Source organism: Helicobacter pylori (genome assembly GCF_003638305.1).
GTDB classification, from domain to species: domain Bacteria; phylum Campylobacterota; class Campylobacteria; order Campylobacterales; family Helicobacteraceae; genus Helicobacter; species Helicobacter pylori_DJ.
The window spans coordinates 22593-43761 of the sequence record NZ_MVYP01000006.1 but is presented as its reverse complement, the minus strand read 5'-3'; the positions used below and the strand labels follow the sequence as shown (position 1 = coordinate 43761).

Sequence of the window (21169 nt, the reverse complement as noted above, 5' to 3'; positions counted from 1 at the left end):
AAATTCATGTTATTATAGCAAAAAATATGAAACCATCTCCCTATTGCTTGTTGCCATTATGCTGTTGTTTGTAGTCTAAAAAAGAGATGATTTGATAGAATGAAGCGTTTAAGTTAGATTGATTAAGCTTGCTACTATCCATTCAAATTGCTTTGAAAGTTCGCTTGTGATCTGGCTAGAAAAACAAGCTAAAGAATGGCTCAAATTGTAAAAGGACTTGACATGTTTAAAGATTTTTATCGCACCACCCTCTCTTTTTTAAAGCCTTTATTGCTTTTACTAGTTTTATTGTTGCCGTTTTCACTTTGTATAGCTGATGAATATATTAGCATCAGTGATGATTGGGATGAAAGGGCGCGAAATCAGTGGGATGAAATTGCACGAAATCATAAGACATATTATTTTGAAAATGGTTTAGACCATTTTAATCAAGGCCAATACAAACAAGCCTTTAAAGATTTTAAATTGGCACAAGAATACAGCATTGGGCTTGGCAGCGTTTATTTAGCCAAAATGTATTTGGAGGGAAAGGGCGTGAAAGTGGATTACAAAAAAGCGCAATTCTATGCACAAAACGCTATCAAAGGGTATGGGAGCGGGTTGTTAGGGGGCGCTCTTATTTTAGGACGCATGCAAGCAGAAGGCTTAGGGATGAAAAAGGATTTGAAACAAGCGCTTAAGACTTACAGGCATGTGGTTCGCATGTTTTCTAATAAAAGCACAAATTATTTTGCTAACAATTTTAGATTACCAAACCTTGCGTTCACTAGTATGCTTATTGGATCGCGATTCATTGATCTTTCAGGTTTGAGCGCGAATCCTATAAAATTTGGAAATAAGTTTGGAATACTTGTTAAGAAATCCACTCAAATCAAAGATAAGACACTTCTTTGGGAAGACATTGCTGAAATTTCAAGCAATATTATTTTACTCAAACAACAAATGGGGGAGATCCTTTATAGGATTGGGATCGCTTATAAAGAAGGGCTTGGCACTAGAAAGAAAAAGGACATGGCTAAAAAATTCCTGCAAAAATCCGCAGAATTTGGCTATGAAAAAGCCATGGAAGCTCTGTAGTTTTAGAAAATACACTTACCTAATCTTTACTATCACTTGGCTAAAATCAAGTTCTTTGCTTTAATCTTAAAAAATGCCTTTAAGCTATTTTTTAAATTTTACGATCAATACCCTATTAGAACAAAACTAAAAAGCAAAGAAAATAAATTCTTTCAACCACTCTTTTTAAGAACAAGGTATTTTTGCCTCATTCTAAATTTTTAGAGTGGGATTTATGAACCCACTCATTGTTTTAGCATGAATAAGTGGTGATAAATTCAAAAGGATGGGGTTTACTCTCCCATGGGAACACTTCAGAATGGAATTTAAGAGACTGATAGGCCTGGATAAATTCTTCGCTAAAGACCTGACCCTCTTTTAAATACTGCTTATCGGCTAGCATTTCTTCTAACGATCTCCTTAAAGTGTGGGGCATTTGTTTGATGCCTTTTTCTCTGATTTCGTCCAAAGTTAGCTTGAAAAGGTTAATGTCCATCGCTTCGCCGGGATCCATTTTATTTTTAATGCCATCAATGCCCGCCATTAAAATAGCCCCAAAAGCCAAGTAGGGGTTTGATGAGCTGTCAGGAAACCTGAATTCAAACCTTGTGCTGTTTTTAGAAATCCCATAAGGGATGCGCACGCTCGCGCTCCTGTTATTAGCCGAATAGGTTAAAATGGATGGGGCTTCATATCCAGGAATTAGGCGTTTATAAGAGTTAGTGGAAGCGTTAGTGAAAGCGGCTAACCCTCTAGCGTGGTGCAACACACCCCCTAAAAAATGCAAGGCAAACTCACTCAAGCCCTTGTAAGTTTCGCCACTAAAAAGGTTTTCGTTGTTTTTCCAAACGCTCACATGGGTGTGCATCCCGCTCCCGTTATCCCCATATAGGGGTTTTGGCATGAAAGTAGCCGTTTTCCCGTTTAAATGAGCGACCATTTTAACCACATACTTGAGTTTTTGGACATTGTCAGCCGCTTCCACTAAATCCCCAAATTTCACGCCCACTTCGCCTTGCGCTTGCGCGACTTCATGATGGACGACAAAAGTTTCTAGCCCCACTTGGTTTAAGACTTTCACGATTTCTGTGCGAATATCCATCATCGTATCCGTTGGCGGCACAGGCATATAGCCCCCTTGCTTGCCCGGTCTATGCCCAAAATTCACGCCGTTTTCAAAGCTTTTATCCCTATTCCATTCGCCCTCTTCGCTATCCACTTCATAGTATTGGGAATTGGAAGCGTCTTTAATCTTAATGGAATCAAAGATAAAAAATTCATTCTCTGCACCAAAATAAGCCACATCGCCCAAACCTGAATCTTTTAAATGTTGTAAGGCTTTTTTAGCGATACTTCTAGGGCATTTTTCATAAGGCTGGTTTTTATACACATCATACACATCGCAAAACACGACCGCGCTCACATCCGCGCTAAAAGGGTCAATGAAATAACGCACCAAATCAGGGGTTAAAATCATATCAGAGTGTTCAATGCCTTGCCAGCCTTTAAAAGAGCTCGCATCAAAAGGAATCCCTTCTTTAAACATGCCATGCGTTAAAGCCCCAAAAGAATAAGCGATATGATTCCAAGTGCCTTTAATATCGCTGAATCTAAAATCCACAAATTCCACTTCATTTTCTTTGCAAAATTCAAAAAACTCTTTGATCTTGCTTTCACTATTTTGAGTTCTTACTATCATTAACCACCTTTAATTATTATGAATTGAGTTTGATTGATAGGGGTGATTATAGCATTTATGGGGTAAAAAAAGTAGAATTTGTATCAAGTTTGATTAAGATGCATGCGGTAAAATCCGCTAAATCAAGGAGTGTATTATGGAAGCAAAAGAAGCCACACTATTAAGATTTTTTGAAGAAAATCAAAACAATCAATTTGTCATTCCTATCTATCAGAGGTTGTATAGTTGGAAAAAGGAACAATGCGAACAATTATGGGATGATATTATAAAAATTGGCGGAAATGATAAAATGAACGGGCATTTTATCGGTTCTATTTTGTATGTGCTAGATGGTAATACGCCATCTAGCCCATTACTCATCATTGACGGCCAACAAAGGCTCACCACCATCACGCTTTTACTCATCGCTTTAAAAAATCACTCAAGCGATGAAGTTGAAATTTTGGAAAAATTTTCGCGTAAAAAAATAGAGAGCTATCTTATCAACAGCGATAAGGACGGCGATAAGAAATTCAGACTCATCTTATCAGAGTCTGATAAAGACACCTTGTTGTCTTTGATTGATAAAAACAAAAGAAAGCCGAGCGAGCCTTCGGTAAAAATAGTGGAAAATTTTGAATTGTTTGAAAAATGGATCAGTGAAAACACCGACAAACTAGAAACGATTTTTAAAGGATTAAAAAAACTCATGATAGTTTGGATTGCTTTAGAAAAAGGAGATGATCCTCAACTTATTTTTGAGAGCATGAACTCAAAAGGTATCGAACTCACGCAAGCGGATTTGATCAGAAACTATATCGTAATGGAAACAGAGGGTGAAAAACAAGAAGATTTTTATAATCAATATTGGAGGGCTATGGAGGAGGATTTTAAACAAAATGAAAAATTGTTTGATCGGTTTGTCCGGCATTACCTCACGATCAAAACAGGAAAGATTCCCAAAGAGAAAAGAGTTTATGAAGCTTTCAAGCATTACCAGCAAAAAGAGGGGATAGAAATAGAGGATTTATTGAAAGATTTGCAAAAATATTGCGGGTATTTTTGCCAGATTGCATTCAAAAAAGAAGCCGATAAAGATTTAAACAAGGCTTTAAGTTTTCTTGTAGATTTGGAAATGGATGTGGTGTATCCGCTATTATTGGAGCTTTATAGCGATTATAGCGATGGCGTTTTATCCAAGCAGGATTTTACCCCTATTATCGCTTTAACAGAGAGCTATCTTTGCAGAAGGGCGGTGTGTGGGTTTGGATCAAATGGTCTCAATAAAATCTTTCCCTCTTTTACAAAAAAGATTGATAAAAATCAATATCTTGAAAGCATGAAAGCGCATTTTTTATTATTGGAAACGACGACAGGAAAATTTCCTAAAGATTCTGACTTTAGAGATTCTTTGATTACGAAAGAACTTCCAAAGAAAAAAAAGGAAATTAGATACTTTCTTGAAAGGTTAGAAAATTTTGACACAAAAGAGCCGGTCAATACTCAAAAATGCAGTATAGAACACATCATGCCTCAAACCCTCACAGAAGAATGGGAAAGGGATTTGGGTGAAAATTTTCAAGCAATACACGATAAATACCTCCACACAATAGGGAATCTCACTCTAACCGGTTATAACGAGAAGTATAGTAACAAGCCTTTCCAAGAAAAAAGAGATGTGGAGAAGGGCTTTAAACAAAGCCCGTTGAGACTCAATCAGGGTTTAAAAAATTTAGAATCTTTTGGCGAAAAAGAGATTGAAAAAAGAGCTAGTGATTTGGCGGATTGGGCTTTAAAGATTTGGACTTACCCAAAGCTAGACCTTGAAACATTAGAGGAATATAAATCTAAGAAAGCAAAAAAGGTTTATGATTTAAGCTCTTATAAGTTTAGCCCTAATTCAAGGGAATTGTTTGATATTTTAAGAAAAGGGATTAAAGCTCTTGATGAAAGGATAACTGAAAAATTTAATCAACAATATATAGCTTATAAGTTTTGTAAAATAAGTTTTGTGGATATTGTTGTGCAAGAAAAAGGCTTAAAATTGTATTTAAAAATGAACTTGAATGAATTGCAAGATGAAATAAAGGAAAAACTAAAAATCAGAGATGTTTCTAATATCGGTCGTCCATGCGTTGGAAACATGGAAGTAGAGCTAGAAACAAAAGAAAATATCCCTTATTGTTTGGGATTGATCAAACAGGCTTTAGAAAAACAGATGGGTGGTAAATAGGCAATAAAAACCCAACTTATTAAAATAAAGAGTATAATTACAAATTACTTACAACTTAAAGGGGATGTAATGAAGGTTCTATTACTAGAAGATGTGAAAAATTTAGGCAAAGCGGGTGAAGTGTGTGAGGTTAAAGATGGCTATGGGAATAACTTTCTAATCGCTAACCAAAAAGCCAAACTCGCCACTAACGAAGTGATCAACAAATACAAAGCCGAAGTTAAAAAGAAAGCGGAAAAAGAAGCCCTAGAAAAGGCACAAAAATTGCAAATGGTAGAAACCTTACAAACCATCACGCTGACTATCCATAAAAAAGTCGGCGCGAACGGCTCTTTATTTGGAGCGATCACTAAAGAAGAGATCACAGAGCGTTTGAAAGAGCAGCATGCGAGTTTAAATTTAGATAAAAAAGACATTGAGCTCAAACACCCGATTAAAAGCACAGGGATTTATGAGATTGAAGTCAAGCTTGGATCGGGGATTGCGGGTGCGTTTAAAATTGATGTGGTGGCTGAGTAGAAAATGTTTGAAGCGACGACGATTTTGGGCTATAGAGGGGAATTTGATAATAAAAAGTTCGCGTTCATTGGAGGCGATGGGCAAGTAACTTTGGGTAATTGCGTAGTCAAAGCCAATGCGACAAAAATCAGAAGCTTGTATCATAACCAGGTTTTAAGCGGGTTTGCCGGAAGCACGGCGGACGCTTTTAGTTTGTTTGATATGTTTGAACGCATTTTAGAGAGCAAAAAGGGAGATTTGTTTAAAAGCGTGGTGGATTTCAGCAAAGAATGGCGCAAAGACAAGTATTTGCGCCGATTGGAAGCGATGATGATCGTTTTAAACTTCGATCACATTTTTATTTTGAGCGGCACAGGCGATGTTTTAGAAGCTGAAGACAATAAGATCGCTGCTATTGGGAGTGGGGGGAATTTTGCTTTGAGCGCGGCTAGGGCTTTGGATCATTTCGCTCATTTAGAGCCTAGAAAACTTGTAGAAGAGTCCTTAAAAATCGCAGGGGATCTTTGTATTTACACGAACACGAATATTAAAATTTTGGAGCTTTAATGTCTAAATTGAATATGACCCCAAGAGAAATTGTCGCTTATTTGGATGAATACATCATTGGGCAAAAGGAAGCTAAAAAGTCTATCGCTATCGCTTTTAGGAATCGTTACAGGCGTTTGCAACTGGAAAAATCCTTACAAGAAGAAATCACGCCTAAAAACATTTTAATGATTGGCTCTACTGGCGTGGGTAAAACGGAAATCGCAAGAAGAATAGCAAAAATCATGGAACTCCCCTTTGTGAAAGTGGAAGCGAGCAAATACACAGAAGTGGGTTTTGTGGGGCGCGATGTGGAGTCTATGGTAAGGGATTTGGTCAATAACAGCGTGCTTTTAGTGGAAAATGAGCATAAAGAAAGATTAAAAGACAAGATTGAAGAGGCGGTTATAGAAAAAATCGCTAAAAAACTCCTGCCCCCCTTGCCTAGTGGCGTGAGCGAAGAAAAAAAACAAGAATACGCTAACAGCCTTTTAAAAATGCAACAAAGGATCGCGCAAGGCGAGTTGGATAGTAGAGAAATTGAAATTGAAGTGCGTAAAAAAAGTATAGAGATTGATTCTAATGTGCCGCCTGAAATTTTAAGGGTTCAAGAAAACTTGATTAAAGTTTTCCATAAAGAACAGGATAAAGTCAAAAAAACCTTAAGCGTTAAAGAGGCTAAAGAAGCCCTAAAAGCAGAAATCAGCGACACGCTTTTAGATGGCGAAGCCATTAAAATGGAGGGTTTGAAGCGCGCGGAAAGTTCAGGGGTGATTTTTATTGATGAAATTGATAAGATCGCTGTCAGCTCTAAAGAAGGAAGCCGTCAAGATCCCAGTAAAGAGGGGGTTCAAAGGGATTTGTTGCCGATTGTAGAGGGGAGTGTGGTGAATACGAAGTATGGCTCTATTAAGACAGAGCATATTTTATTCATTGCAGCAGGGGCTTTTCATCTTTCTAAACCAAGCGATTTGATCCCTGAATTGCAGGGGCGTTTCCCTTTAAGGGTGGAGTTAGAGAATTTAACCGAAGAAATCATGTATATGATTTTAACCCAAACTAAAACCTCTATCATCAAGCAATACCAAGCCCTTTTAAAAGTGGAGGGCGTAGAAATTGCGTTTGAAGACGATGCGATCAAAGAGTTAGCCAAACTTTCTTATAACGCCAATCAAAAAAGCGAAGACATAGGCGCTAGAAGGTTGCACACCACCATTGAAAAAGTGCTAGAAGACATTAGTTTTGAAGCGGAGGATTATTTTGGGCAAAAGGTTACTATCACTAAAGAATTGGTTCAATCCAAGCTAGAGGATTTAGTGGCTGATGAAAATTTAGTGAAGTATATTTTATAATGAAAACTAAGGCGGGCTTTGTAGCTCTTATAGGCAAACCAAACGCTGGAAAAAGCACTCTTTTAAACACTTTATTAAACGCTCATTTAGCTCTCGTTTCGCATAAGGCTAATGCGACAAGAAAATTAATGAAATGCATCGTGCCTTTTAAAGACAAAGAAGGGTATGAGAGCCAAATCATTTTTTTAGACACACCAGGGCTCCATCATCAAGAAAAATTACTCAACCAGTGCATGCTCTCACAGGCTTTAAAAGCGATGGGCGATGCTGAATTGTGTGTCTTTTTAGCTTCTGTGCATGATGATTTAAAAGGCTATGAAGAGTTTTTGAGTTTGTGCCAAAAACCCCATATCTTGGCTTTGAGTAAGATTGATATGGCCACGCATAGGCAAGTTTTGCAAAAATTACAAGAGTATCAAAAATACGCTTCGCAATTTTTAGCTCTAGTGCCTTTGAGCGCGAAAAAATCTCAAAATTTAAACGCGCTTTTAGAATGCATCAGCAAGCATTTAAGCCCTAGCGCATGGCTTTTTGAAAAGGATTTGATGAGCGATGAAAAAATGTGCGATATTTATAAGGAAATCATTAGGGAGAGTTTGTTTGATTTTTTGAGCGATGAAATCCCTTATGAAAGCGATGTGATGATTGATCAATTTATAGAAGAAGAACGCATAGACAAGGTGTATGCGCGTATTATCGTAGAAAAAGAAAGCCAAAAAAAAATCGTGATAGGCAAAAACGGGGTGAATATCAAACGCATCGGGACTAACGCGCGATTAAAAATGCAAGAAGTGGGCGAAAAAAAGGTTTTTTTAAACTTGCAAGTGATCGCCCAAAAATCATGGAGCAAGGAAGAAAAGAGCTTGCAAAAACTGGGTTATATCTATCAAAGGAATAGGGATTGAAAAAAATATTACCGGCTCTGTTAATGGGGTTTGTGGGATTGAATGCTAGTGATCGTTTGTTAGAAATCATGCGCCTTTATCAAAAACAAGGCTTGGAAGTGGTGGGTCAAAAATTGGATTCTTATTTAGCAGATAAATCTTTTTGGGCAGAAGAGCTTCAAAATAAGGATACGGATTTTGGCTATTATCAAAACAAGCAGTTTTTATTTGTGGCTGATAAATCCAAGCCCAGTTTGGAGTTTTATGAGATAGAAAATAACATGCTTAAAAAAATCAACAGCTCTAAAGCCCTTGTAGGCTCTAAAAAGGGCGATAAAACTTTAGAGGGCGATTTGGCCACGCCTATTGGAGTGTATCGTATCACGCAGAAATTAGAGCGTTTGGATCAATATTATGGCGTTTTGGCTTTTGTAACGAATTACCCTAATTTGTATGACACCTTGAAAAAGCGCACCGGGCATGGCATTTGGGTGCATGGAATGCCTTTAAATGGCGATAGGAATGAATTGAACACCAAGGGTTGCATTGCGATTGAAAACCCTATTCTAAGCTCTTATGATAAGGTATTAAAAGGCGAAAAAGCGTTCCTCATCACCTATGAAGACAAGTTTTTCCCCAGCACCAAAGAAGAATTGAGCATGATTTTAAGCTCCCTTTTTCAATGGAAAGAAGCTTGGGCTAGGGGCGATTTTGAACGCTACATGCGTTTTTATAGCCCCAATTTCACTCGCTATGACGGCATGAAATTCAACGCTTTTAAAGAGTATAAAAAAAGGGTGTTTGCGAAAAACGAAAAAAAGAATATCGCTTTTTCTTCTATCAATGTGATCCCTTACCCCAACTCCCAAAACAAACGCTTGTTTTATGTGGCGTTTGACCAAGATTACAAAGCCTACCAGCAAAACAAACTCTCTTATAGCTCCAATTCTCAAAAAGAACTCTATATAGAGATTGAAAACAATCAAGTGTCTATCATAATGGAAAAATAAGCTAGGGATAGGTACTAAAAAGTCAAGCCACCATAAAGACAAAGTAATGGAAGCCAAAGTCATTGGCATTAGAAATAATCGTGCAACTTTACAGAGTGAAAAAGAGAATGAAGCTTTAAAAATAACAAATGATTAAGAAACATTAATTAGAATTATGAATAGAGGATTTTAGGAGTTATAAGGATGAAGCATGGCACTGGTTTTGTAGATGTGAGTATTCCATATTGGGGATATAAGCTAAGTTTTTTGTTTGGAAAGAATTGAAGATATAGGGGAATTCACTCTATTTTGCTTGCATGCTTTTGGGGATGGATTAAATCTTAGTGATTTATCGCAAGTTACAGAGATTGATTCTATGACCATTCAAAAGCACCTAGACTTTTTAGTAAAGCGGGGTTTTATCAATGAAAAACACAAGATCAGCGCTTATGGGTGCAACATTTTAAAATTACATGATGAAATCAACAAATTTAATCGCACAAATCGGGTGGTGTTTTTAGAAAATGCAGCGAGAGAAAAAATAAAAAGATAGCGTGAACGCCAAGAGCTAACAGATCGTTCCTGTGGGTGGCTCATCGCAGGAGAAGATTTAAGCCTACAAGAATTTGAGGAACTTTATAATGTGCGCAAGGATATTGATCGGGTATTGCGCTTATTGGATAATGCGAAAGACTTCAAAGATGTTTCAGATGAGATCAGGGTGCGTTTAGAACCAAAGAAAGTAGAGCGGTTTTTAGTTTTTAAAATCAATCCAAAAGTGCTAGCACCTACAAAAATCGAAGGGAAAACATATGCTCGTGCAGTCCATGGGGAGCAAGAGTGTTTTATAGAGATAGAAACACTCTGCAAGCAACTATGATAAGCATCGATCTCTTTAAAACCGATGGGCGTTTTGCATGTGGTATGCGCAACACAAAAATCATCTATAGTGCCATACGCTATGGAGTAAAAGGAATTGCTAAAGTGAGTCCGGTCTTAGTCTGTGTGGATGTGGTGATTAGTTTGGCTGATATGATCCATTCTTATGGCCAATATCGTACCGCTAAAGAGCAGACCAAACAACTAGAAAAAATACGCAATACTTTAAGAAAACAATATGAAAATCTTTTGATAGAATTAAGATTAGACAAACAGAAGCTCAGATTACAGCTTGCCCAAGACTTAGAAAAGATAGATGCTAGAATACGCAAGAATGCGGATAAAATGCATCTGCTTAAATTAGCTTATGAAAACAGCTTTATGGTTTTAAAATGCATCAAGGAGCATTTAGATGAATACGAGAAAAAATTCCCTTATGACAATGCCCAAAGAATTGTAGCCTTGCACCAACAATACCATGAAGCGCTCACAGCGCATTGCCAAGCGTTTTTAAACTTTATAGGAGGTTAATATGAAAAGCGTTAATTTACCCACACCAAAAGGAAACTCTAAAGGGGGTTTCCTTGACAATCTCTCTTTATCAGATATGTTAAAGTTGGTAACTGCTTCTAAAGACTTGATTTCATCAGCGATCAATGCCCAGAAAGAAATTAGCAAAGAGCAAGAAAAGACTAAACAAGTAGAAATACAAGCAAATCAAGAGATTATAGCTTCAAACAACAGAACAACAGATTGAAAGAAAAGATCGCTGAATTCCAAAGAGATATAACAGCACTCAATAAGATGCATGAACAAGAAATGCTCAGACTCTCCAATGAGCATGAAAAAGACATGAAGCGTTTAGAAATAATGCAAGGCATCATCAATAAGATTGATTCGCTGAATCAATTTTTAATCTGCGAACATGGGGAACACCAAATGGTGGATGGATTGCATGCGCAACTGATTCATTACCAACAAGCTTTGCTTGCATTAACATCTAAGGTGAATTAATGCTACCCTTTATTGTGGGTGGGGCTATCCTAGCAGTTGGTTTTGGAGCGTTAGCGTTTTTTTTGATGTTGAAACCGAAAAAGAAAAAGAACGCCAAAACACGCTCAAAAAAGATATTAAGGACTACACGCACAAAGCGCAACAGGCTAAAAAACGCCACAAACACCAACAAACCCTAAAGATTGCAGACCATTGTCTCAATATTATCCAACGCTATTTGCAAGAAATTGAAAGATTACAACAAGAAAAGAAAGAGACACCCACGCAATTAGAGGCTGTTCTTAGAGCAAATCCAACAAGAAATGAAACCTCTACCCATACAGCAAAACATGCACTGCAAATATATTACAACCGCTTTGAAGACGCGCAACGCCGCGCTTTAGCTTATTTGGATTATTTGTCTTGTTTAAAAACTCAATTACAAGAGAAAGAAAAACGCCTTAAAAGCGATTTGGGTGAGATTAAAAAATTAAAGCAAAAGGTCAAAGAGAATGAAAAGGATATTGAGAAACATCAAGAGGCATTAGAACAATTTGAAGAATAGCGTGATGAATCGTAATCTAATAACCCAAAGAATGCCGTTAAAATGCAAGAGTGGATGGATGAAAGACAAGAAAAAATTGACAGGGCTTGGCACTTTATCAATAATACTCAAAACTGGATAAAGAAAAAAGAATGCGCCATAGATGAAATTTTAAAGCATATCCAAACTATGGAGCCAAACTATCTCTTGCCTCAAGACTTTCTTTATGTTGGAAAACTTGCTTGTGTCAATAAAAGTGAAATCTATGCACATGATGGAGATGAAGAAAGCAATATTTATGGGCAACGCCTAAGTTTGGAATCTGGAGAACATGAAAAAAGTTATGGGATTCTTATAACTCTTAAGAGGAATTTTATATTTTAATCACACGGCAAAATAAAGAAGACAACAGATTTTTCAAAGCTAGCTTGTGTAAAGGTTTGCTCTATAAACACATTTTAGAAGAGAGCGTTTTTGAAGTGTCGCCCATGTATGAGAATGCAATTGATTGGAAAATAACCAAGTGTTTGTTTCATGGGATACAACTTTCACTGCCCATTGCATACAAGGAATTTAAACATAAAAAGTACACACCAAGGGATACTCTCAAGGTGTGGGTAACAAATTATGACAGCTTGCTAAAAAGTGTATTCATTGCTGAAAAAGAGTCAGAACCCAAACACATGGATGTGATTATGCTCTTTAATGACCGACTGGGATCTCAAATTTTAAAATATGTTTATATTTTTAATGACTTCAATCTTAATTATTCCGTGTTAGATTATCAAAAGAATGTTTTAATCTTGGGAATCGCTCATCTGATGCTAAAATGCCGCACCACTCCTAATTATCTCGTATTGCAAGAGGTTAGAAAACTGCCTGAAAATTTCACTGAAAAATTCAACGATAAAATTTTTCCCCTAGAGCGAGGCATCACTTTTGTGTATGAGAAAGAGAAAGGGCGTTACGATGAATTAGCGGTAGCAAGCGGTGTGGGTATGGAAGACATGCTAGTCTATATTCAAACTCAGATGCGTTTAAGCCAATATCAAGCACCTGAGGATGATCCCTTTAAAAAATGGCAACAAATCATCAAGCACCAAATTCAAACCAATTCTTACACTCAAGTGGCTTATCAATCTTATACGCAGAAAAATCATCAATATACTTTTAAAACTACTGATCCTAAAATAGAGAAAATAGAGAGTGCGATCGAAGCGAAAGTGGATGGTTTCGTGGGTGAAAAAGCAGTCCAAAGAATAGGCAAAGTGATCGGCGGAATTGATAAAACTAATAAAGAGATCTGTATAGAATTTAAACCTCTGGGTGTTACATTCCCGCAAGAAGTTGAATTCCCGCAAAAAGGTTTCTTGTTTCTTAGAACGGATTATATTGCCCCTTTGGAGCGGCAAAAAAAAAGCTTTAGAACGGTTCAATAAAAACGAGATTGTCAATCAAGATCTCAAGCGTTTCTTGCTCGATCCAAAGATAATTTTTATACCCCCCCTTGGCATACGCCTTGAGAAGTTTTATAATCAGCAACTAACAAAAAATCAGAAAGAAATTGTCTTAAAAGCTCTCAATGAAAAGAATATCTTTTTAATCCAAGGTCCACCGGGAGCGGGCAAAACAACCGTGATTAAAGAAATTGTGTTTCAAATTCTCAACGCTAGCCATTTTGCCAAAGTATGTATCATTTCTCAGCAAAATATAGCCGTGGACAATGTTTTGAACGGCTTGCAACAGCAGAGTATTAGATCAATAGTGCACATCGGTAAAGAAGATAAGGTGCAATATGAAAACATTAAGCCCTATGTTTTAGAAAACTGGTGGTCATCTTATAAAGAAAAGATAGAAAAAAAGATAAAACAGAATTCAATAAATGCAACCAAAAATGCTAGGTTGCACCACTATATGAACAAATGGCATGAGTGTATAAAAGACAAGGATTTTAGAGATATTGATAATGACATCAAACAACTTTTAATACTCCTTAGCAGAAATCCCAAGTATCTTTAGTGTTTGTGATGAATGCTACCAATTCATGGTATCATATCCCCATACATTCGTATCTAGCGCAGGAAGCGTGCAAAGTTACGCCTTTGGAGATATGATGTGTGAGACCTGTAGGGAATGCGTTGGAGCTCAAACTCTGTAAAATCCCTACTATAGGGACACAGAGTGAGAACCAAACTCTCCCTACGGGCAACATCAGCCTAGGAAGCCCAATCGTCTTTAGCGGTTGGGCACTTCACCTTAAAATATCCCGACAGATACTAACGAAAGGCTTTGTTCTTTAAAGTCTGCATGGATATTTCCTACCCCAAAAAAACTTAACCCTTTGCTTAAAATTAAATTTGATTGTGTTAGTGGGTTCGTGCTATAGTGCGAAAATTAATTAAGGGTTATAAAGAGAGCATCAACTAGAAAAAACAAGTAGCTATAACAAAGATCAAGTTCAAAAAATCATAGAGCTTTTAGAGCAAATCGATCGCGCTCTTAACCAAAGAAAAATCAGAAAAACCATAGGAATTATCACACCTTATAATGCCCAAAAAAGACGCTTGCGATCAGAAGTGGAAAAATACGGCTTCAAGAATTTTGATGAGCTCAAAATAGACACTGTGGATGCCTTTCAAGGCGAGGAGGCAGATATTATTATTTATTCCACCGTGAAAACTTGTGGTAATCTTTCTTTCTTGCTAGATTCTAAACGCTTGAATGTAGCTATTTCTAGGGCAAAAGAAAATCTCATTTTTGTGGGTAAAAAGTCTTTCTTTGAGAATTTACGAAGCGATAAGAACAATATCTTTAGCGCTATTTTGCAAGTCTGTAGATAGGTAATCTTTTCCAAAGATAGCCATTAGATATTCTTCGCTTCAAAACGCTTTCATGGATCTCTCTAAAGCGCTTTATAATCAACACAATACCCTTATAGTGTGAGAGATAGCCCTTTTTGGGAATTGAGTTATTTAACCCTAAATTTTTATTAGCGTTACAATTTGAGCCATTCTTTAGCTTGTTTTTCTAGCCAGATCACATCACCGCTCGCATGAAATTCCACTTTAGGGAATGTGCACGCATTGCTTTTAAGGGCGTATTTTTGTTGCAAATATTCTACAATAGCATCGCCCGAATGGATGAGTAGGGGGGGCGTTGGAAGGGCAAAATACCCCATGAAATAGCCCTCAATTTTTTGAGCGATCAAGGGAAAATGCGTGCAACCTAAAATAATCACTTCAGGTAAAATCTCTAATGGAGTGAAATAATAACGCATGCAAGTTTCTAACAATTCGCCCTCTAAAATACTTTCTTCAATCAAAGGCACAAAAAGGGAAGTGGCTAAATGCGAAACATTCAAATAGCCTTGTTGTTTCAGGGCGTTATCATAAGCGTTAGATTGAATCGTCGCTTTTGTCCCTAGCACTAAAATAGGGGCGTTTTTATCTTCCACTTGCCGTTTGATCGCTAAAATGCTTGGCTCAATCACGCCCACAATAGGGATTTTAGAATGCTTTTGCATCTCTTCTAAAGCCAGAGCGCTCGCCGTGTTGCATGCCACAATCAATAATTCAATCTCATGCGGTTTGAAAAAATCCAAAGCCTCTAAGCCAAATTGCTTGATCGTGGTGGGGTCTTTAGTGCCATAAGGCACTCTAGCGCTATCGCCATAATAGATGATTTCATCAAACAATCGCGCTTTTAAAAGGCTTTTTAAAACGCTGAACCCTCCCACACCGCTATCAAAAACGCCTATTTTCATGCCACTATTTTTAATTTAATGGGATTTTAATGAGGGATTTTATTTTTCATTCATTAAATTTAAAAATTCTTCATTGTCCTTAGTTTGTTGCATTTTAGAATACACAAAGCTTAAGGCTTCTATGTCGTCCATTTGTTGCATCACATTCCTTAAAACCCACACTTTAGTCAAGCGGTCTTTGCCAAGCAAGATATTATCTTTTCGTGTGCCGGATTTTAAAATATCAAAGGCCGGGTAAATGCGCCTGTCCGCAATATTCCTCGCTAAAACGATTTCGCTATTCCCGGTGCCTTTAAATTCTTCAAAAATCACCTCATCCATTCTAGATCCCGTTTCAATCAACGCCGTAGCGATAATCGTCAAGCTCCCGCCTTCTTCAATATTCCTTGCGGCCCCAAAAAAGCGCTTGGGCCTGTGCAAGGCGTTCGCATCCACGCCTCCGCTTAAAACCTTACCGCTTGAGGGCGTTACGGCGTTATACGCCCTTGCTAAACGGGTGATAGAATCCAATAAAACCACCACATCTTTGCCCATTTCCACTCGCCTTTTAGCCCTTTCTAAGACTAATTCAGCGATTCTTATGTGGTTATTGGCTGGCAAATCAAAAGTGGAGCTAAAAACTTGACCCTTAACGCTTCGCTGCATATCCGTAACTTCTTCAGGGCGCTCATCCACTAAAAGGATAATCAGCTCCACTTCAGGGTGGTTAGAAGTGATGCCTTGGGCGAGTTCTTTCATCAGCTCCGTTTTCCCAGTCCTTGGTGGCGCGACGATCAAAGCCCTTTGACCTTTCCCCACAGGGCTGAATAAATCCAGCATTCTGCCGGTAACTTTAGTGGGTTCGTATTCTAATTTGATTTGTTCATCAGGGAATAGGGGGGTTAGATTGTCAAACAAAGGGCGGTTTTTAATCTCATCTGAAGGCAAATAATTGATGGCTTCTATTTTTAAAAGGGCGTAGTATTTTTCCTGGTCTTTAGGGGATCGCACTTGACCGGTAACAATATCGCCATTCCTTAAAGCAAAGCGCCTGATTTGAGAGGGGCTAACATATGTGTCGTTATGCCCGTCTGAAAAACTCCCATCAAAACCTCTTAAAAAGCCATAGCCATCAGGCATGATTTCTAAAATCCCGGTAAAAAGAATGTATCCGCCTTGCGTAACTTGGGTTTTTAAAATTTCAAACATCAAGTCTTGTCGTTTGAATTCTTGGGGGTTTTCCACTTTGAGCTTGTTAGCGATTTCTAAAAGCTTTTCAGTAGGGTAGGTGCGTAAATCTTCAATGTGATAACCGCTCACTGGCGTGTGCGTTTTGACTTTGTGCGAACTTTTGTGCGTAGGCGCGTTTTCGTTCATTAAATTTCCTTTTAATTAAAAAGAGGTTTCTAGTTGTTTCAATTAAGATAAAAGTACAAAAAGCTAAGATGCTAATAAGTGGCGCATGCCACAAGCGTTGAATTTCGTAATGCTTCGTTATGCTATCATAATTTTTTTAACAAAGTCAAATTTTATTTTAACTTTAGAGTGGTTTTAATTTATTGTTACTTATGCTATAATTTTAAGTTTAAATTTAAGAACAAAGGATACTTGATGAAAAAAGGCATTCACCCCGAATATATCCCATGCAAAGTTACTTGCGTAACGAGCGGGAAAGAAATTGAAGTTTTAAGCACCAAGTCTGAAATGCGTATTGATATTTCTAGCTTTTGCCACCCTTTCTATACCGGTAGCGATAAGATCGCTGACACTGCAGGGAGAGTAGAGAAATTCAAGCAACGCTACAACTTGAAGTAATTCTTTTAAAAAGCGTGGCTTTTTGTGCTGTATTTTTTGCCCACTCCTATAGGTAATCTCGCTGACATTACGCTACGCACCTTAGAAGTTTTAGAGCGTTGCGAGGTTTTTTTATGCGAAGATACAAGGGTGAGTAAGAGGTTGTTGCACTTGCTCGCACAAAACCCTATTATTGGCCATTCTTTCCCTAATATCGCTGCTAAAAAAAGAGAATTTATCGCATTCCATTCGCACAACGATCAGGAATTTTTAAACCAAATAGAGCTTTCTTTTTTTGACAAAGAAATCGCTGTGATGAGCGATGCGGGCATGCCAAGTTTGAGCGATCCAGGCATGAGTTTAGTCGCTTACGCCTTAAAACATAACATTCAATACGATGTTTTGCCCGGGGCTAACGCGCTCACTACGGCATTTTGCGCGAGCGGGTTTTTAGAAGGGCGGTTTTTTTACGCCGGCTTTTTACCTCATAAGAGTAAGGAAAGGCACTTAAAAATCGCTAAAATTTTAAACGCTTTAGCGTATTTGGAAGAAAAAACCCCGGTGGTTTTTTATGAAAGCCCGCACCGATTGTTAGAGACTTTAAAGGATTTAAACGATTTGGCTCAAGGCATGCATTTGTTTGCGGCTAAAGAGCTTACCAAACTCCACCAGCAGTATTATTTGGGAGAAATTTCTCAAATCATAGAGCGGTTGCAAAAAAGCAATATCCAAGGGGAGTGGGTTTTAGTGCTTTTGAACGAGAAAAAAATAGAGCCTTGCATGGGGCTATCGGCGTTATTAGAGTTGGATTTACCTCCTAAAATTAAGGCTAAAATTGAAGCCGCTATGACGCAAAAAAACGCTAAAGAGCTTTATTTCCAGCGTTTGTTAGAAGAAAAAGATCAATAAAAGGGGTTTAGCATGCAAGCAGTGGTTTATGGCAAGCAGGTGATTATGCATATTCTAAACTCCCATCAAGAAAAGTTGCAAGAAATCTATCTTTCTAAAGAAATAGACAAAAAGTTTTTTTTCGCGCTCAAAAAAGCATGCCCTAATATCATCAAAGTGGATAATAAAAAAGCGCAAAGTTTGGCTAGGGGGGGGAATCATCAAGGGGTTTTAGCTAAGGTGGAACTGCCCTTAGCGGCTTCTTTAAAAGAGGTTAAAAAAGCTCAAAAGCTTTTGGTGCTTTGTGGCATTACGGATGTGGGGAATATTGGGGGGATTTTTAGGAGCGCGTATTGCTTAGGAATGGATGGCGTTATTTTAGATTTTGCTAAAGAATTGGCTTATGAGGGGATTGTGCGATCCAGCTTGGGGCTTATGTATGATTTGCCTTTTAGCGTTATGCCTAACACGCTGGATTTAATCAATGAATTGAAAACGAGCGGGTTTTTATGTTTGGGCACGAGCATGCAAGGCTCTAGCCAAGCAGAAAATCTGTCCTTAAAAAAATGCGCTCTTTTTTTGGGGAGCGAGCATGAGGGGTTGTCTAAAAAAATCCTTGCTAAAATGGATGCTATATTGAGTGTGAAGATGCGAAGGGATTTTAATTCGCTCAATGTGAGCGTGGCAGCAGGGATCTTAATGGATAAAATCAACTAGGTGGTCAATTGAATGGAACAGAATAAAAAAAGTTTAGAAAATTTAGATCTTTCTGATGTTCAAAATATTTCTAAAGATATTTCTGGTGCGGCATTAGAAGAATTATCGCTTAAAAATTTAGATAAAAATTTGCAGATTTTAAAAGAAGTTGGAGTGGCAGAAATTTGTAAGGCGACTAAAATCGCTTCTAAAAATATCCGTTCCATCTTGGAAAAACGCTATGAGTCTTTATCAAGGGTGCATGCTAGGGGTTTTATACAGATTTTAGAGCGCGAGTATAAAATTGATTTGAGCGCATGGATGAAAGAATTTGACAAAGTGTGTGTTTTTAAAGAGGGCGTGGGAGAAGAAAAAAATCAAGAAACAAGCCCTGAAGAAACAGCAAAAAAACCCCTTAAGGTTGAATTGGATTACAGCATCAATCAAGCCAATACTTCATTATCCAAAAAGTCTTCCAAATGGAAACCCTTTGTTATCGTTTTAGGGGTGGTTGTCATTATTTTAGCGGTCGTTATTATTCAAAACAGCTCTTCTTTAAAAGAAGAAAGAGAGCAAGAAAGCGCTATTAAATCCGGCACTAAAAAGAGTTCTTTCAATGAAGCTAATCCTACAGAAGAAAACAAGCCAGAGCCAACGCCTAAACCAAAAGAAAAACAAGAAAAACAAACAGAACACGACAAGCAAGGAAAAGAAGCGATCAAAGAAAATCCTAATACCATTTATATCATCCCTAAACGAGATATTTGGGTAGAAGTGATTGATTTGGATGAGAAAAAAAACTCCTTTCAAAAGGTTTTTAAAAAAAATTATTCTTTAGAAACCAAAAACCACCGCTTGTTGTTGCGTTTTGGGCATGGGCATCTTAGTCTTAAAAACAACCATCAAGAACAAGATTATAACGACAGCAAAACCAGGCGGTTTTTATACGAGCCAAATAAAGGCTTAACGCTCATCAACGAGGCCCAATACAAAGAACTCCAGCAATGAAAAACCTTTTTTTAGCTTTTATTGTTGGGGGAATGCTTTTAAACGCTGACGCTTTAAATGATAAGATTGAGAATTTAATGGGGGAGCGAGCTTATCATACGAACAAGCTTTTTTTAGAGCGTTTGTTTAAAAATCGTAAGGCTTTCTATGTAATGGGGCGTTTGGATTCCTTGAAACTGCTCAACACTCTCAAAGAAAACGGGCTTTTGTCTTTTAATTTTGACAAGCCAAGCATGTTAAAAATCACTTTCAAGGCTTCAAGCAATCCCCTAGCGTTTGCCAAAAGCATCAATAATTCTTTGAACATGATGGGGTATTCGTATGTTTTGCCTATTAAAATGCAAAGCTCTTTGGGCGAGAATGTTTTTTCATACGAGCTTAAAACGGAATATGTTTTAGACCCTAACATTTTGATAGAAACGATGAAGAGACATGGTTTTGATTTTGTGGATATTAGGCGCATATCCTTGAAAGAGTGGGAATACGATTTTTCTTTACAAGAAGTCAAGCTCCCTAACGCGAGAGCCTTAGTTTTGAGTAGCGATCCTGTGGAGTTTAAGGAAGCGAGCGGGAAATACTGGCTGAGCGTGAATCAAAACGCGTATTTAAAAATAAGCTCTAATAACCCTTTGTGGCAACCCAAAATCATTTTTTATGATGAAAACTTAAAGATCATTCAAATCATTGCTAAAGAAAACAGACAACAAGAAATCGCTCTTAATTTGCTTGATGGCGTGCGTTTTATCCATATCACTGATGCAAAAAACCCTATCATTTTAAAAAATGGGATCAGCGTGGTTTTTGATGCGATGCCTTAAGTAGGGGGTAACCCTTATCCAATTGATTGGAATATAAGAAAATCCGCTTTTAGGCTTAAAAAAAAGAGCCTTAATAATAGCGATCCACCCAATATTTACCAAAAAAAATCTTTTGTATCATACAACCCACCAATAGATCAGCTCCCGCTTCTATAAAAAAGACAACCCACCAATTAATAAAACCAAACCATACAAAAAATAAATGCGCTGGTAAAGCGCCAAGCAATAGTGAAACGCCGCTCACAATAGAAATTCCAAAGCGGGTTTTAAGGATTTTACTTTTTTTGCCAAACGCCATGTCTGCTACAAATTCCCCACTAAAAGAAATCAAAAACCACCAAATCAAATGTTCAGGCATCAATAACCAAGCAACTGCACTACTTCTATTAACCGCTGTAATGACAAGAAGTGAGAAAAAATACACGCTTGCAGATGCAAAATGCCTGCCCCTATCCCTTAAAGACCAATTCCTAGAAAAGCGGCTTTTGATTTTTTCATATATAACCATGGGATTTCTTTCTTTTTTAAAATACCATTAGACCTAATTTTTGTATTGTAAAATAAGAATGCT

26 protein-coding genes and 1 pseudogene are annotated in these 21169 nt (G+C 37.6%); 22 read left to right on the top strand and 5 right to left on the bottom strand.

Features of this window, described 5'->3' with window-relative positions; genetic code table 11:
• The first annotated feature begins 222 nt into the window (after positions 1 to 222).
• Positions 223 to 1077 (top strand): HP0519 family Sel1-like repeat protein, encoded by an 855-nt coding sequence (locus EAL04_RS03855; RefSeq protein WP_120973388.1) that lies wholly within the window; start codon positions 223 to 225, stop codon positions 1075 to 1077.
• Positions 1078 to 1309: 232 nt separating this feature from the next.
• Here EAL04_RS03855 and glnA read toward each other — a convergent pair whose 3' ends face one another.
• Positions 1310 to 2755 carry a type I glutamate--ammonia ligase gene (glnA, locus tag EAL04_RS03850; RefSeq protein WP_120973386.1) on the bottom strand — a complete coding sequence of 482 codons (1446 nt, stop codon included), beginning with the start codon at positions 2753 to 2755 and terminating at the stop codon, positions 1310 to 1312.
• 136 nt (positions 2756 to 2891) lie between these two features.
• Here glnA and EAL04_RS03845 point away from each other — a divergent pair, with 136 nt between their 5' ends.
• The 15 genes from EAL04_RS03845 to EAL04_RS08075 all read left to right on the top strand — a co-directional run bounded on the left by EAL04_RS03845 (position 2892) and on the right by EAL04_RS08075 (position 13952).
• The gene (locus EAL04_RS03845; protein ID WP_120973384.1) at positions 2892 to 4967 is read left to right on the top strand and encodes a DUF262 and DUF1524 domain-containing protein; all 2076 of its coding nucleotides are present in this window, start codon (positions 2892 to 2894) and stop codon (positions 4965 to 4967) included.
• Positions 4968 to 5036: 69 nt separating this feature from the next.
• On the top strand, positions 5037 to 5486 hold the full coding sequence (gene rplI, locus EAL04_RS03840) for a 50S ribosomal protein L9 (RefSeq protein WP_001880660.1): 450 nt from the start codon (positions 5037 to 5039) through the stop codon (positions 5484 to 5486).
• A 3-nt stretch (positions 5487 to 5489) separates the two neighbouring features.
• Positions 5490 to 6032, top strand: a complete 543-nt coding sequence (hslV, locus tag EAL04_RS03835) for an ATP-dependent protease subunit HslV (protein ID WP_101022799.1) — start codon at positions 5490 to 5492, stop codon at positions 6030 to 6032.
• Positions 6032 to 7363, top strand: coding sequence for an ATP-dependent protease ATPase subunit HslU (hslU, locus tag EAL04_RS03830; RefSeq protein ID WP_120973382.1), 1332 nt, complete (start codon positions 6032 to 6034; stop codon positions 7361 to 7363). The genes hslV and hslU overlap by 1 nt, the downstream gene beginning before the upstream one ends.
• Positions 7363 to 8268 carry a GTPase Era gene (gene era, locus EAL04_RS03825; protein ID WP_162982481.1) on the top strand — a complete coding sequence of 302 codons (906 nt, stop codon included), beginning with the start codon at positions 7363 to 7365 and terminating at the stop codon, positions 8266 to 8268. Before hslU ends, era begins: the two co-directional genes overlap by 1 nt.
• Positions 8265 to 9257: a cell shape-determining L,D-carboxypeptidase Csd6 gene (csd6, locus tag EAL04_RS03820; protein ID WP_120973378.1), complete on the top strand. Its 993-nt coding sequence runs from the start codon at positions 8265 to 8267 to the stop codon at positions 9255 to 9257. Before era ends, csd6 begins: the two co-directional genes overlap by 4 nt.
• A gap of 250 nt (positions 9258 to 9507) precedes the next feature.
• Complete coding sequence (locus EAL04_RS03815; protein ID WP_120973376.1) at positions 9508 to 9789, top strand: helix-turn-helix domain-containing protein; 282 nt, start codon at positions 9508 to 9510, stop codon at positions 9787 to 9789.
• A 323-nt stretch (positions 9790 to 10112) separates the two neighbouring features.
• Entirely contained in the window at positions 10113 to 10646 is a 534-nt protein-coding gene (locus EAL04_RS03805) for a hypothetical protein (RefSeq protein ID WP_120973372.1), read from the top strand.
• 1 nt (position 10647) lies between these two features.
• Positions 10648 to 10872 carry a hypothetical protein gene (locus EAL04_RS03800; protein WP_120973371.1) on the top strand — a complete coding sequence of 75 codons (225 nt, stop codon included), beginning with the start codon at positions 10648 to 10650 and terminating at the stop codon, positions 10870 to 10872.
• Positions 10869 to 11129 carry a hypothetical protein gene (locus EAL04_RS03795; protein WP_240454694.1) on the top strand — a complete coding sequence of 87 codons (261 nt, stop codon included), beginning with the start codon at positions 10869 to 10871 and terminating at the stop codon, positions 11127 to 11129. The genes EAL04_RS03800 and EAL04_RS03795 overlap by 4 nt, the downstream gene beginning before the upstream one ends.
• Positions 11130 to 11346: 217 nt before the next feature.
• Complete coding sequence (locus EAL04_RS08095; RefSeq protein WP_240454692.1) at positions 11347 to 11673, top strand: hypothetical protein; 327 nt, start codon at positions 11347 to 11349, stop codon at positions 11671 to 11673.
• A gap of 42 nt (positions 11674 to 11715) precedes the next feature.
• Positions 11716 to 12036: a hypothetical protein gene (locus tag EAL04_RS08090; RefSeq protein ID WP_120973369.1), complete on the top strand. Its 321-nt coding sequence runs from the start codon at positions 11716 to 11718 to the stop codon at positions 12034 to 12036.
• A gap of 56 nt (positions 12037 to 12092) precedes the next feature.
• Positions 12093 to 13091, top strand: coding sequence for a hypothetical protein (locus EAL04_RS08085; protein WP_240454690.1), 999 nt, complete (start codon positions 12093 to 12095; stop codon positions 13089 to 13091).
• A complete protein-coding gene (locus EAL04_RS08080) occupies positions 13000 to 13671 on the top strand; it encodes an AAA domain-containing protein (protein ID WP_240454688.1) in 672 nt (223 codons plus the stop codon). Before EAL04_RS08085 ends, EAL04_RS08080 begins: the two co-directional genes overlap by 92 nt.
• Before the next feature lie 98 nt (positions 13672 to 13769).
• Positions 13770 to 13952, top strand: coding sequence for a hypothetical protein (locus EAL04_RS08075; protein ID WP_120973367.1), 183 nt, complete (start codon positions 13770 to 13772; stop codon positions 13950 to 13952).
• On the opposite strand, the pseudogene EAL04_RS07975 reads toward EAL04_RS08075, so the two are convergent.
• A pseudogene (locus EAL04_RS07975) lies at positions 13909 to 14010 on the bottom strand (RNA-guided endonuclease InsQ/TnpB family protein); the annotation flags it as partial. The gene EAL04_RS08075 and the pseudogene EAL04_RS07975 overlap by 44 nt on opposite strands.
• Positions 14011 to 14117: 107 nt before the next feature.
• Here EAL04_RS07975 and EAL04_RS03765 point away from each other — a divergent pair.
• Positions 14118 to 14492, top strand: coding sequence for an AAA domain-containing protein (locus tag EAL04_RS03765; RefSeq protein ID WP_080243588.1), 375 nt, complete (start codon positions 14118 to 14120; stop codon positions 14490 to 14492).
• Positions 14493 to 14647: 155 nt separating this feature from the next.
• Here the strand turns inward: EAL04_RS03765 and murI are convergent, their stop codons facing one another.
• Positions 14648 to 15415 (bottom strand): glutamate racemase, encoded by a 768-nt coding sequence (gene murI / locus EAL04_RS03760; RefSeq protein WP_120973365.1) that lies wholly within the window; start codon positions 15413 to 15415, stop codon positions 14648 to 14650.
• Between the two features lie 39 nt (positions 15416 to 15454).
• A complete protein-coding gene (rho, locus tag EAL04_RS03755; protein WP_001004709.1) occupies positions 15455 to 16771 on the bottom strand; it encodes a transcription termination factor Rho in 1317 nt (438 codons plus the stop codon).
• A gap of 234 nt (positions 16772 to 17005) precedes the next feature.
• Between rho and rpmE the strand changes: the two genes are divergently transcribed.
• Genes rpmE through EAL04_RS03730 form a run of 5 tightly spaced genes read left to right on the top strand, consistent with a single transcriptional unit; the run spans position 17006 to position 20598 of the window.
• Positions 17006 to 17209 carry a 50S ribosomal protein L31 gene (rpmE, locus tag EAL04_RS03750; protein ID WP_000715281.1) on the top strand — a complete coding sequence of 68 codons (204 nt, stop codon included), beginning with the start codon at positions 17006 to 17008 and terminating at the stop codon, positions 17207 to 17209.
• 24 nt (positions 17210 to 17233) lie between these two features.
• Positions 17234 to 18097, top strand: coding sequence for a 16S rRNA (cytidine(1402)-2'-O)-methyltransferase (gene rsmI / locus EAL04_RS03745; RefSeq protein WP_120973363.1), 864 nt, complete (start codon positions 17234 to 17236; stop codon positions 18095 to 18097).
• Between the two features lie 12 nt (positions 18098 to 18109).
• Positions 18110 to 18793, top strand: a complete 684-nt coding sequence (gene rlmB / locus EAL04_RS03740) for a 23S rRNA (guanosine(2251)-2'-O)-methyltransferase RlmB (protein ID WP_120973361.1) — start codon at positions 18110 to 18112, stop codon at positions 18791 to 18793.
• A gap of 12 nt (positions 18794 to 18805) precedes the next feature.
• Positions 18806 to 19780 carry a sialidase gene (locus tag EAL04_RS03735; RefSeq protein ID WP_120973359.1) on the top strand — a complete coding sequence of 325 codons (975 nt, stop codon included), beginning with the start codon at positions 18806 to 18808 and terminating at the stop codon, positions 19778 to 19780.
• On the top strand, positions 19777 to 20598 hold the full coding sequence (locus EAL04_RS03730; RefSeq protein ID WP_120973358.1) for a hypothetical protein: 822 nt from the start codon (positions 19777 to 19779) through the stop codon (positions 20596 to 20598). Before EAL04_RS03735 ends, EAL04_RS03730 begins: the two co-directional genes overlap by 4 nt.
• A 70-nt stretch (positions 20599 to 20668) precedes the next feature.
• Here EAL04_RS03730 and EAL04_RS03725 read toward each other — a convergent pair whose 3' ends face one another.
• Positions 20669 to 21106 (bottom strand): hypothetical protein, encoded by a 438-nt coding sequence (locus tag EAL04_RS03725; RefSeq protein WP_120973356.1) that lies wholly within the window; start codon positions 21104 to 21106, stop codon positions 20669 to 20671.
• Positions 21107 to 21169 lie beyond the last annotated feature (63 nt).